12 protein-coding genes and 1 pseudogene are annotated in these 13,506 nt (G+C 35.0%); 1 reads left to right on the top strand and 12 read right to left on the bottom strand.

All coding sequences use genetic code 11. From position 1 onward, the window contains the following. The first annotated feature begins 686 nt into the window (after positions 1-686). A complete protein-coding gene (locus tag AC5LWL_RS03995; protein WP_493432573.1) occupies positions 687-1,829 on the top strand; it encodes an IS110 family RNA-guided transposase in 1,143 nt (380 codons plus the stop codon). Between the two features lie 768 nt (positions 1,830-2,597). Here the strand turns inward: AC5LWL_RS03995 and AC5LWL_RS03990 are convergent. The 12 genes and pseudogenes from AC5LWL_RS03990 to AC5LWL_RS03935 all read right to left on the bottom strand — a co-directional run bounded on the left by AC5LWL_RS03990 (position 2,598) and on the right by AC5LWL_RS03935 (position 13,022). Then, positions 2,598-3,155 carry a hypothetical protein gene (locus AC5LWL_RS03990; RefSeq protein ID WP_493433114.1) on the bottom strand — a complete coding sequence of 186 codons (558 nt, stop codon included), beginning with the start codon at positions 3,153-3,155 and terminating at the stop codon, positions 2,598-2,600. Between the two features lie 184 nt (positions 3,156-3,339). Continuing rightward, complete coding sequence (locus AC5LWL_RS03985) at positions 3,340-3,570, bottom strand: hypothetical protein (RefSeq protein WP_493433113.1); 231 nt, start codon at positions 3,568-3,570, stop codon at positions 3,340-3,342. 809 nt (positions 3,571-4,379) lie between these two features. Further along, a complete protein-coding gene (locus tag AC5LWL_RS03980; protein ID WP_493436533.1) occupies positions 4,380-6,023 on the bottom strand; it encodes an FAD-dependent oxidoreductase in 1,644 nt (547 codons plus the stop codon). Between the two features lie 62 nt (positions 6,024-6,085). Continuing rightward, the gene (locus tag AC5LWL_RS03975; RefSeq protein WP_493433112.1) at positions 6,086-7,384 is read right to left on the bottom strand and encodes an arsenic transporter; all 1,299 of its coding nucleotides are present in this window, start codon (positions 7,382-7,384) and stop codon (positions 6,086-6,088) included. Between the two features lie 15 nt (positions 7,385-7,399). Further along, positions 7,400-7,729 carry an ArsR/SmtB family transcription factor gene (locus tag AC5LWL_RS03970; RefSeq protein ID WP_493433111.1) on the bottom strand — a complete coding sequence of 110 codons (330 nt, stop codon included), beginning with the start codon at positions 7,727-7,729 and terminating at the stop codon, positions 7,400-7,402. Between the two features lie 168 nt (positions 7,730-7,897). Further along, positions 7,898-8,235 (bottom strand): annotated as a pseudogene (locus AC5LWL_RS03965) (ArsR/SmtB family transcription factor). A 113-nt stretch (positions 8,236-8,348) separates the two neighbouring features. After that, positions 8,349-8,558, bottom strand: a complete 210-nt coding sequence (locus AC5LWL_RS03960; RefSeq protein WP_493433110.1) for a hypothetical protein — start codon at positions 8,556-8,558, stop codon at positions 8,349-8,351. A gap of 22 nt (positions 8,559-8,580) precedes the next feature. Then, a complete protein-coding gene (locus AC5LWL_RS03955) occupies positions 8,581-9,954 on the bottom strand; it encodes an NAD(P)-binding domain-containing protein (RefSeq protein ID WP_493433109.1) in 1,374 nt (457 codons plus the stop codon). A gap of 1 nt (position 9,955) precedes the next feature. Further along, a complete protein-coding gene (locus AC5LWL_RS03950; protein WP_493433108.1) occupies positions 9,956-10,483 on the bottom strand; it encodes an arsinothricin resistance N-acetyltransferase ArsN1 family A in 528 nt (175 codons plus the stop codon). A gap of 68 nt (positions 10,484-10,551) precedes the next feature. After that, positions 10,552-11,010, bottom strand: coding sequence for a MarR family winged helix-turn-helix transcriptional regulator (locus tag AC5LWL_RS03945; protein WP_493433107.1), 459 nt, complete (start codon positions 11,008-11,010; stop codon positions 10,552-10,554). Positions 11,011-11,217: 207 nt separating this feature from the next. Beyond that, entirely contained in the window at positions 11,218-11,424 is a 207-nt protein-coding gene (locus tag AC5LWL_RS03940) for a DUF1904 family protein (RefSeq protein ID WP_493433106.1), read from the bottom strand. A gap of 416 nt (positions 11,425-11,840) precedes the next feature. Next, on the bottom strand, positions 11,841-13,022 hold the full coding sequence (locus tag AC5LWL_RS03935) for a NupC/NupG family nucleoside CNT transporter (RefSeq protein WP_493433105.1): 1,182 nt from the start codon (positions 13,020-13,022) through the stop codon (positions 11,841-11,843). Positions 13,023-13,506 lie beyond the last annotated feature (484 nt).

Below are 13,506 nucleotides of genomic sequence, written 5' to 3'. Positions count from 1 at the left end.
TCGCTTTCCGTGGGACGTGCGCCTGCTTAGGTCTCATCTAACCCGCTAATCCCACAGGAGTCTCGCACCTTACACTCCAATCAAGCCGTTTTAATCCATTAGTTGCTGTCGTTGAACTAGTGAAAACATCCATCTTATAGAAATAGACTAAAAGTGCACATTTTGGGAGAACAACGTTGAATAATAAACATAAAAAATCAACGCTACTAGTGTTTAGTCATCATACCTTGTCATGAAATTCGAAGACAAGAACGTATTCTAAAACAGGTTGCTTGTAACGGAGGGTGCGAAGACTCCTGCGGGAAATGTGGGAAGGCTAAAGACCCCGCATGGCAATGCCGAGGAGGCTCAGAGCTCCCACCCCGCGGAAAGCGAAGCAACCCGTAGTGGAAAGCAACCCCATAAGAAACACACATGATTTCACACTCACACCCCGGCATGAAAATTTTTTCTAAGCCGGGGTTTTACTTTTTTGTCCATTTTTCCATACTGATTAATGCTATGGGAAGTAATCTTTACGTGCGCTTTTGTGGTGGTTCGACCCTGTATAAGAAACTGTTTGGAATTTGCCTTGTGTACACCCCTTTGTTGACTCTTCAATTTTTGAGGATGATCACGTACAGAAAAATGCTGTTTGACCAAGCTTATTCCACTTTCCATAGACACTACTTTGGAGGTTGTTTTATTTGGACATTTTATTAACCCATTGTGCCGGAATGGATGTTCATCAAAAAGAGATTGTAGTTTGTGCCCTAACTGGCACTAATAATGAATCCATTCAAAAAGAAACCAAGACTTTTTCCACTTTAACCAAAAGTTTATTTGATTTATTAAAGTGGTTAGAAGAAAAACAAATTACACACATTGCTCTGGAAAGTACCGGAATCTATTGGAAGCCGGTATACAACATCCTTGAAGGATATTTCGATATTACTGTGGCCAATGCCCAACGTATTAAAAACGTTCCTGGTCGTAAGACCGATGTTTCAGATGCAGAATGGATTGCCAAGCTTCTTCGTCATGGATTGATTGAAAAAAGCTTTGTCCCTTCCCAAGATCTTCGGGAATTAAGAGATTTGAACCGTTTACGCAAGAAATGGGTTGGTAACTTAACAGCTGAAAAAAATAGAATTTCAAAGGTCCTCGAATGTTCAAACATAAAGCTTGGTTCAGTTATTTCTGATATCTTTGGGGTTTCTGGACGTAAACTTTTGAAACAGTTAGTCGATAATGGATACCTTGATAAGGCTGATGTTGATGCCAATATCCATCATTCTCTCCGCAAGAAGGCTGATACCATTTCCGATTCTCTTTTCGGAACATTAAATGAACATCAAATGTTTATGATTAAAAGCTCTTGGAATCATATCATGTATTTGGAAACTTCCATTCAAGAACTTGAAAATAGGATAGATACCCTGCTTCATTCCTATCAAGAAGAAAAAGAAATACTTTTATCTATCCCAGGTATAAAGGAACACACAGCTGCTGTTATTATTGCGGAAATCGGAACAGATATGAGCCAATTCCCTTCATCAAGACATTTAGCTTCTTGGGCTGGTGTATCACCTGGCAATAATGAAAGTGCTGGTAAAAAGAAAAGTTCCAAAAGCGTTCAAGGAAACCCACATATAAAAGCTGCTCTTTGTGAGGTTGCTTGGGCTATATCAAGGTCGAAAAATACCTCAATGTCAAATGTTTTTTGGTCTCTATCTGCAAGAAGAGGAAAGAAAAAAGCTTTACAGGCTATTGCACATAAAGTTTTAAGAATTATATATACCCTATTTATTAATAAGCAACACTTCTCTGAACCACGTCTAGCTGGTTAGACGACCTTCCATTACAATACTCTATTAAGGTTGTGATTTTTTTAAAAAATTGAGGTCACACCCTTTCTTTACTATTGTCTTTTTTCTAGAAGTCCACGCTTCAAGATTTTCTTTACACCAAAATCCTGTACCCGCCCTATCAAATAGAACACGTTACTGTATTATACAGATACCCAGAATAGCCACTCGCCCGTTTTATTTTCACAGAAAAAGCAGAAGCGCCTTGTTTAGCCCCGAAGAAAAATGTTCTCCAGACTCAGGAAAGTGTTTTTTACTTTTAGAGGCTGGAGGCAATACTCACTGGGGTTAGGCGCTGACCGGCTAAATACGCCACGTCCTTATGTCTTGGCCGGCACTTGTACATCCTGTACTGCGAAGCTAGACACCCTTCACATTTCAAAAAATATATACTTTCTCACCTTTTAAAAAACAAGCCTCCCATTTTATTGTTCTTAAACTGAGTAATATCAAGACTTACAAACGAATTTGAAGGTGCGAAGTTTGAGGTTTTTATAAGCTCTTTTTCTAAGAGATTGCTATTTTTATAGTTTTTACCTAAAAATCGTTGTAAAGAATTGTATGGAGTGTAAAACACGAAATAGGAGAGAGCACGAAGAAGCATTTCGACAAGGAGGCTCAAGGCTTTAGCCTCCCGGAAAGCGGAGATTTTAGAAAAGACATCCATGTCCTTGTTTTAAAAACAATCAATATTATCTTTTTCCTATTACCAAATCCATTAAAATCCTTCCAAACATTGAATTGTATATATTAATTCTCTTCCTTTATCTGTAAATATCCTGTATGTAATAAAGACTTTAAATATTGATGAAACTTGTGACTTCCCAACACACATTCTTCTAAATCCAATCCTTGCATAACCAACAATTCTTCATATATTCTTTGACCATTGCCTTGAATGGTAAAACCGCTCAAATAGCAGCCATCCTCACTTTCTAAAATAATATTGATTCTTCTACCTTCTTGTACTTCTTTCCACATTTTAGCTAATTCATTATCTTTGTCATCTGGATATGTTTCAAATGTTTTATAGAAGTCCATTAACTCGAATATATCTATTTTTCTCTCTGAACTATATAAATTTCCGAGTATTTTCAGATTAGTAATAGAATACATTCCAATAATATGTTCGAAATCTACAAAAGGGTCTGCTTTTAAACCTTCATAGTATTTACTATCAAGCTCCACCGCCATATACGTCTCTTTCAAATGGTGATGAATATATTTAAGGGAAAAGCGGTTTGGTATATCAGCCTGTATATATTTTTGAAATAGTTCCTGTATATAAGATTGAATAGGCGTTTCCATTTTCCTCAACTCCTTTTCCTAAATACTCTAATACATACATTTTGTTAAAAGTGATTTACTCTTTATTAAAATGAATGTCTATTCTTAAACGAATGATAGTTTTATCGTGATACAAAGGATCGAATAAACAATTTATCGTTTTATAAAAGTTATTTTGTTACATAGATTTTCTATGTAGATTATATTATACTACAGGAATAAATACAATAGATAAAGACAGCGAAAAATTTCTAATTTGTTGACCTTCTTCTTTCAAATAAAGGCGAGTAGCTTCTATATCTTTCGCATCGACTCCTGCTGCTCCTTTATTCCTTTCCACCTTCTTGAAAGCATGGTTCAGATTATCTAGTTCTGTTATCTTTATAATTAGACTTACCGTTGATTTCATATTGTTCCCATGCTGTTGGGGTTGCATAAGGATAACTCCACTCTATCCGAGAAACTCCGGTTTTCCGGACCTTCTTTTCTCGTATAGTCATTTTATTTCTGTTTCCTCGTTTCCTCATCAATAACTCTAGCACGGTCGCTCCTTTCGTTCCGTCCTTCTCAAATCCTAGATTTGATACTATGACTTCGGCTGACTTCTCTTGATTCAGCTATCTATCACTAGATAGGTTCCCAATAGGATATTCAAGAGACCTTCCGGGGTAAGTTCACTCGCTTTCTCCTCATCTATCTGCCACATTTATTCTCATTTCATCCGGGGATATTTAGGACTTCATTTTGTTTAGCAAACTCATCCTGAAATGAAAACCTCTAATGTGATTCGTATACCTCAGACCAAGGATTTGTCTAGGGCTTCCTTCAGATTCCGCGTCACCACGGACACCCTTGCCTTCGACTAATGGTTCGCATATCCCAACGCCCATAGCGGACTTGCACCGCCTATCTAGTGAACATGCCCGGCACACTAAAAATGGATTAATAAAGTTGATCCAAAAACAAAGTCTTTGTTAAGAAAGACATTGCTAAATTAAATGACTAAGTGAAACTATTAAGACATTAATAGTTTCACTTAACTTCTTCACTCTTTTTACACGTACCTGTCCCTAAAGCGACATAAGAGATAGGGTATCTCTTTTTTTAAGGAAAGTACCTTGTAGATTAAGTGTATCTTTTCATAAATTACTTTCCTTTTCATTATTCTTTATTATAGAAATGTCCCGTTTTTTAATATAAAAAGTCCCAAGAATTCTAGGGACTAATATTAAATATTTTATTTAATTATTTGTTCTTCATATAGCTTTGATAATTCTTATTCCCACCAGAAAGATTGAAAATGTCGTTAAAACCTAAGTTACGTAAAACATTTTGAGCAGCATTCCCAGTGACTCCACCATTACAATAAGTTACTGTTGGTAAGTTAGGATCAAGCTCTCTGCATTTCACACGCAATTCACTTAGTGATATATTTATAGCACTCTCCACTTTTGATACATTATATTGTTTTGGTGCTCTGGTATCAATTATTTGAAGAACTTCTCCTTTTTCTATTCTCTCCGTTAGCTCCTTTGGTGTAATCAACTTATTTTTCTTTTCGATAGCATTTTGCAGAGCCATTCCAGTATACATTACTGGATCTTTTGTTGTACTGAATGGAGGTGCATAGGCAAGATCTAGATGGAATAAATCTTCTGCTTTTGCTTTAAACGTCATTGCTGTTACAAATACATCAATCCGTTTATCTACGCCTTCTTCTCCAACTATTTGTACACCTAATATTCTGCCAGTTTCTCTATCAGCAATTGCTTTAATAACTAATTCTTTTCCTCCGAGGTACTCTGCTCTAGCCGGTTTAATATTATGAAGTATTTCGATATCATAGCCTTCTTCTAATGCTTCTACTTCATTCATACCAGTTTGACCGACAGCTAAATCAAATACACGTAGTATACCAGTGCCTAAAATACCTCGATGTTCTAAAGAACCTCCCGTGATTACATCTCCAGCTATTCTTCCCATTTTGTTAGCTGTACTTCCTAATGGACGGTAGATAGGTTTTCCTGTAATTACAGAGTAACTTTCAGCCACATCCCCAACAGCATATACATAAGGAAGGTTAGTTTGCATTTTGGTATTAACTGCAATAGCTCCAGTAGCACCAATTTCCACACCGATTTTCTTAGCCAATTGTATATTTGGACGAACACCAGTAGCTAATATAACAATATCTGTTTCAATAGTTTTTCCTGACTTAGTTTGTATTTCCTTCTTACTTATAGCAGTTACTTCATCATTTAAGATGAGGTTGACTCCTTTTTTCACTAAATGTTCTTCCACTCGTGAAGCAATATCTTTATCCATATGTGCCATTACATGATTACTACGTTGTACGATTGTTATCTCTAAACCTCTATGAGTAAGCTGCTCCGCCATTTCTAAGCCAATATAGCCAGCTCCTATGATGGTTGCTTTTTTGGGTTGATTTGCTTTCATATATTGATCAATTGCTGCTGTATTTTGTATCGTACGAACATGGAAAACATGCTCTTTATCTACGCCATCAATATCAGGAGTTATTGGAGAAGCTCCTGTTGCAAAAACCAGTACATCATAAGTGTCTTCTTTTATTTCATTTGTATCTAAGTTCTCGACTTGAACTTTCTTCCGCTCGGCATCAATTGTAGTTACTTCATGACGAGTAAAAATTTCTACGTTATATCGCTTTTTAAACCAAGCTGCACTTCTTGGAGTCAATGTTTCCAACTCTTCTACTTCTCCACCTAGGAAATAAGGTATACCGCATATAGAATAAGAAATGTCATAGTCTGCATTATAAAGAGTGATTTCCGCGTTTTCATCGTTTCTACGTGCTTTTGCCGCTACAGATGTTCCCGCTGCTACAGATCCTATAATAAGTATTTTCATCATTATATCCTCCAAATTTATTGTGAAATATCATACTGTGAGATTAACAACTTCAGTTTTAATTATGGAAGAATGGTAAGCCACAGATATAGGCCAATTAGAGTTATCAAAAGGGTTGGAATAGTTAATACAATACCTGTTTTAAAATAAGTTCCCCAAGATATTTTTACACCTTTTTGGGATAAAACATGAAGCCATAACAATGTTGCTAATGAACCGATTGGTGTAATCTTAGGACCTAAATCAGATCCAATAACATTGGCATAAATTAATCCTTCTCTTATTACTCCCGTAGCACTTGTATCTGCAATTGCCAACGCATCAATAAGTACTGTTGGCATATTATTCATAATGGACGAAATGATAGCCGCAATGAATCCCATTCCTAGGGTTGCAACAAACAGTCCTTGGTCTGCAGCTGCTTGAATAACACTGGAAAGTAGGTCTGTTAAACCAACATTACGCAATCCATAAATTACGACATACATTCCAATAGAGAAAAATACAATTGCCCATGGAGCTCCCTTTACTACTTTATTAATAGACACAGCAGAACTTCTTCTTGCAAATACAAGGAAAATAATCACGATTACTCCAGCGATGAGTGAGACTGGAATAGACAGGAATTCACTCACAAAATAGCCAATAAGTAATACAGCTAAAATAACCCATGATAAACGGAACATTTTTAAATCTTTTATCGCATCTTGTGGTAATCTTAATTGATTTAAATCATAAACCTTTGGAATCCTTTTACGGAAATATAAATACAGCACCAGGATACTTGCTATTAAAGAAAAAATATTTGGTACGATCATTCTGGAAGCATATTCGACAAAACCGATATCAAAGAAATCAGCCGAAACAATGTTCACCAAATTACTTACTACTAAAGGTAAAGATGTAGTATCGGCAATAAAACCACTGGCAATGATAAATGGAAAAACCATTTTTTCGTTTAATTTTAATGACCTAACCATCGCTAAAACGATTGGTGTTAAAATGAGTGCTGCCCCATCGTTTGCAAAAAATGCTGAAACAATAGCCCCTAGAATAGCAACATAAACAAACATCTTCAGGCCATTACCACCAGCAACTCTTGCCATATGTAAAGCTGCCCATTCAAAAAATCCAATTTCATCTAAAATTAAAGAAATAATAATGATTACGACAAATGCCAGTGTTGCATTCCAAACAATTCCTGTTACGGCAATGACATCATTGAAATCAACTACACCAACTAGAAGAGCTAATATTGCCCCGCCACATGCTGACCAACCGATAGATAGATTTTTCGGTTGCCAGATAACTAATGTTAGTGTTACTAAAAAGATAATGATTGCTAATATTGTTTGTAGCAAAGCTGTTAACCTCCATTAATTACATATAATTCTTAAACCCATTTCTACTAGCCATTGAAATTTTTCTCTCTGACTTGGTACATGTTTTAATAAATCTTTTACTAATGCATAGTATTCACTTGTTGTGTTTAAAGAATAAACCACCCATTGACCTTTTCTTTGTTCTTTAACAATTCCAAGATCTCGCATCTTCCGTAAATGCTGGCTTATAGAAGGTTGTGACATATTAAAAATTTCAACAAATTCACATACACAACATTCCTGTTCATCCAACATGCTTACCATAGATAATCTTGTTTTATCTCCTAAAAGCTTTAATACATTTGCAGTATCCTTTAAATCCATTACATTTGCCAGATTAATTTACCTCCCTTGGTATCTTAAAAAAATGGTACTCATGTCACCAAACAAAGATATTAATGAAGAACTTATTTTCGTATATAATTATATGCTTATATATATATTGATTATATAAAAGGTTAATGTCAACCACATTAACCTTTATTATTTTATTTATTCACAAGAAATACGCATTCCGTTTTCCTCAAGCCGAATAAATTTTCATTTTGATTTGGTATGTAATTTAAAATGTCTTTAATCATAGGGAAATATTGATTTCCTTCGTCTAGAGAATAGATAACCCATTGGCCATTTCTTTGTTCTTTAACCAGACCAGCATCTTTTAATTTTCTCAAATGTTGACTTATAGCTGGCTGTGACATTTGAAACACATCAGCAAACTCACATACACAGCAGTCATTTATCATTAGCATTCCCATTATGGATAACCTTGTCTTATCACCTAGTAGTTTCAAAATATTCGCAGTAGTATCTATTTGTTCAATAGTCATGTATAATCATCCATTTCCATTTGAATTACCTTTATCTAAATGGAGTAGTTATAGTATGCAAGAAAATAAGAGTTAGTTGAACTCTTATTTTCTCTTTTCAATAGTATATTTAATTAATGAGCTAATTCCTTCTCTAATTCGCAAGAAGCTCGAATGAAATTTTTATAGGATATGGATCCAAGTGTATTTTCTTTATTGCTAAATAATCTTGCAAAAGCCTTTTCTCTTGCTAATTCAATTGAAACTTCCAAACTATTCATGATTAATTTCAAGTAAGCTTTAAAATAATCTTTACTTAGATTGCCACCTTTATTTATAACCATATATCTCCCTCACTATTAATTATTAGGAGCAACACGAATTTGTCTCACAACTATTATTAGGGGTAATATTAGAGAAACTCACGCTACAAACCCCTGTCTCAGGTAAATCTAGCTCTACTTTTTCAGACGATTCTATATCTCCTGCCATAAATGCTGCTATTGAGCGTACCTGTTCATATCCTGTCGCCATTAAGAAGGTTGGAGTTCGACCATAACTTTTAGATCCAACTATATATAGATTCTTCTCAGGCTGCCTCAATTCCTTTTCACCATGTGGACGAACTGTTCCACAGCTATGCAGATTAGGATCAATTAAAGGAGAAATTGCCTCTACACTTTCAGTAGCAAAATCAACTTTTGTACGTAATTCATTCAAAAAAGAGTAACTAGGTCGATTTCCTGTATTGACAATAACTTCATCAATCGATTCAATTTCCAGCTTTACACTGTTCACTTCTCCTATAATATTTAGCGTTGAGTTATTATTCCTTTTTATCAACTGATCTACTCTAAAGGAAGTGTGTACTTGAACGATCCCTTTATCCACCATTCCATGAATCCTGCTGCCTAATAATCCTCTTGCTTCTAAGGCATCCTTTTCCTCTCCACCATATGCATCCTCTACACGTTCTTTGCGGATAATCCATATAATATCTGTTTTAGGGTTCTTTTCCTTTAAAATCCCTAATTCTAACAAAGCATTAATGGCAGAGTGACCGCTTCCTATAACTGCTACTTTCTTATTTTTGTAGCGGTTTATACTTTCTCCCAAGATATCAGGTAACCCATAAAAAATGTTGTCCTTCAGGGATTTTTCTGATTCTAACCAAACTCCATTGGAGTTAGCTGGATTAGGATTTCCCCATGTACCAGTAGCATCAATGACAGCTCTTGCCTCAAGAACTTGAATAGTCCCTTTATGCTCTGTATAAATAACAAATGGGACATTCTCTCTGTTAGCTGTCTTCATTTTATCGGTATTTTTTTTGGCTATAGAAATGACTTTTGTATTTAAAGCTATTACTTCTTGTAATTCTGGAATCTTTGATAAAGGGATTAAATAATTTTCCACGAGTTCTTTACCAGTAGGTATTTCCTCAAGATTCGGTTGTTCCCATCCATATCTCTCTAATAAAGAAGATGCTGCTTTATCGATGTTATATTTCCATTGTGAGAATAGTTTTATATGCTTCCAAGTAAGGATGTTTGCTCCAACTTCAGTTCCAGCTTCTAGAATAATCACTTTTTGCTTATATTGAATGAAATGAGCTGCAGCAGCTAAACCTACAGGACCCGCACCGATAATAGCTATAGGTAATTCTTTTTCAATATAATCATTTTCTTCAATGGCACTAGAAGGCTTACAGCAAGTTGATAGGATATTGAATTCTGACATATTATTTACTCTCCTTTGTTTTTAACAAATAATAATCTTGATCAAAAAGCAATTTTTCCATAATCATTACATCTACAAATTCCCCTCTTAATTTTCCTTGATTTTTAAATAATCCAACTTCCCTATAATTCTGCTTTCGATAAAGACCTTGGCCTAAAGCATTGATAGGGAATGTAAAGAGCACTAACTTGTAAAAACCATGTGATTTTGCTTCTTCTTCTAAGACCCGTAATAATTGCTGACCTATTCCTTTCCCCCTAAATTCCCTATGTATATATATGGATAGTTCTCCTACACCCTGGTAAACAGCTCTTGTATTATAAGCATTTATGGAAGCCCAACCAGTTATTTCTCCTTGTTCGTTTGTTGCTACGAAAGCACAATATCTTCCATTATGGAGATTAAACCAATTGTAAATATAGTTTTCGTCTTTAAGTTCTTCTTCAAAGGTGGCTATTCCATCTTCAATTCCTTGATTATAAATCTCTAATATATCCGATAAATCCCTTTCCTCTACTTTCCTAATCATTTTCCAATTCCTTAATTGACTTTTACATTAATTGACTTTATCAATTATATTTTTTAATGAAAGCCACCTTATTTGGTGGCACAACTACCTAGCCCATTATTTTTATTCATTGCATATAGAAGCAAACTTAGACTTTCCATTACCTGTTGATGTTTATCTTCCTGAATATGTTGAAAAATATTACCTAGATACTCTAACATTTGATTGGAAATTTCCTCTGCCTTCAATTCCCCTTCATCCGTAAGTGACAAAAGGACATACCTTCTATCATTAGGATCTGGAACTCTTAAAATAAAGTTAAGTTCAACCAGTTTATTTACCTGTCTACTTAAAAGCCCTGTATCCATCATTAACTTTTCTGCCAATGTCTGTAGAGATATATTTGGGATCTTACTTAACTCATAGACAATGTGACTTTGTGATACTGTAATTCCACAACAATCAGATCCGTCTTTCTGAAGAAGACCAAAGTCCCTTACCAATTGCTGGAGCAATTCACGTATTTGAATTTTATCCTGTGTTTTCATATATTATCGCCTCTAATTAGATGTTATCATCATTAATTGATAATGTCAAATAACATTTTGAACTTATACCTTACTCAACTAGCCTGCCATTTTTCTACGATAATCAAGATTTCACTTATTACAGGAATGCTACTCTATTATGAAAAAGTGCATCTGCTTTGATTAGTTGGCTGAACAAAAAAGAATTAGAGCAAATCCTACTACATATCAACTTATGTACTTTTCTTTGTTTATATGTAAACAATGATTTAACACATATAATAAATGCTTTTTATCACTTATAAATATAGATAAGGCATTAAAAGTAAAGTTATCTGTACTGCATTCACAAATCATTGCAAGTTCTTCTACTAATGACTTACTAATCGTTTTTAATTGTTCAGCCGTTGTTCCACGAAACAAAATATGCGGCAAGTTAATCCCTCCATAGTCCTTTTTATTTAAACAAACGTTTGATTACTATAAATTTCTCCTATAAACAGGCTAAATGCAATATAAAACTTCTCTAGTTAACAATTTTTTCGTCACTAAAAAAAACAAATACGGAAAACCGCCATAACATCCCCCTATTTACTTGAAAAGATCACCCATAGAAACAAACAACCTAATCTACCATAATCATAAATATTTGTTCCTAGCAACTTCCATTTTGTTTTATCATCTACATTTAAAGCAGAAAGCAGCCAGAATACACGAAGACTCCTATGGGAATTGCGGGACAGGCGAGACCCCACAGGAGCATGCTCCGAGGAGGCTCGCCGCCCGCCCCATGGAAAGCGAAGTGTATTCTGGCTGCGGACTATTTGAAAGAGCCAAACCCTTTTAGTACCTTATAAAATAAACCCAACAATAATAGCAGATAAAATACTAACAAGAGTCGCTCCATACAATAAACGAAGACCAAACCGAGCAACAACATTCGCTTGATTTTCATCCAAACCTTTTACTGCTCCTGAAATAATACCTATAGAAGAAAAGTTAGCAAACGAAACTAAAAAGACAGAAACAATCCCTAACGTTCTAGCACTAAATTGCGATGCCATTTCCGATAAACTCATCATCGCAACAAATTCATTCGTTACCATTTTTGTTGCCATAATTCCACCAGCACGAACTATTTCTCCTCCTGGAATACCCATAATAAATGCAAAAGGAGCAAACACATAACCTAGCATATTCTGGAAAGAAAGACCAAAAACTAACTCAAATAAATTATCAATTCCAGTCATTAAAGCAACAAAACCAATCAACATGGCACCAACAATAACTGCAACTTTAAATCCATCCAAAATATATTCGCCCAACATCTCAAAGAAAGATTGTTTGTTTTCTTCCTGTACTTCTAAAATATCATCTTCCGCTTTCGTCTCATAAGGATTGATAATAGAAGTAATAATAAAACCACCAAAAAGATTCAGAACGATTGCTGTTACTACATATTTCGGTTCAAGCATCGTCATATATGCACCGACAATAGACATAGAAACAGTGGACATCGCTGAAGCACAAAGCGTATACATTCGATTAGCAGGCAACTTGCCAAGCTGTTTTTTAACCGTGATAAATACTTCAGATTGTCCAACAATTAAAGAAGCAACCGCATTATACGATTCTAATTTGCCCATACCATTAATTTTGCTCAACAAAAAACCAATGCCTTTCATGATAAGAGGCAAAACCTTTATGTATTGAAGAATTCCTATTAACATCGAAATAAAAACAATAGGCAGCAGAACATTCAGGAAGAATACATACGCTCCCTCATTTGCAATTCCGCCAAAAACAAACTCCACTCCCGCATGTGCATAAGAAAGCAATTTAGCAAACACAGCTGCAAATCCATTAACAATAATAAAACCAAACTGTGTATTCAACAGTAACATTGCTAAACCGATCTGAATAACAACCATAAGAATCAAATATTTATATTTGATCTGTTTACGATTGTTACTTGCTAAAAATGCTAATCCAAAAACAATAAATAACCCTAAAATTCCTACTAAATAATTCATAAAAGCCTCCATTGTGATCTAACAATTCTTTCAAGTCTACCTTGTTTGAGAATTTACTAGAACGATTTTCATACCCGTTCCCACCTAACCTATTATCACAAAACTCAAATAGGTAGGACGTCTAACAAATACTTTTATTATAATCATATTATTTTTAAATTTAAACCTTTTCTTTTATAGTGCGTGTTCAAAAAGGAGGATAAAAAGGACCGAGAAGTTCGAGGCGGTTTAGCTTTGAGCATCACCCTTTCACAGGATGTGATGACTTCCACGTTGCTCACAGGACGTGAGCGTTTTTAGTGGAAGTCCTCTAAGTTATACGTGAGAGGCGGAGAAGCAAACCAACGAAGAAATTCGATGTGTCATTTTTATCGGACTTTTTGAACAACCTTTTATAGAAATCTTTCCCTGCCACTTGGAATTTCAGCATTATTAGCAGCAGGTATTTAACTAAACGATACTTTCATCTTTAATATAAGCCCTT

The organism is Niallia sp. WK069_GA_01, assembly GCF_983173855.1.
The sequence above is the reverse complement of the archived record's forward strand: the minus strand, read 5'-3'. Positions and strand labels throughout refer to the sequence as shown.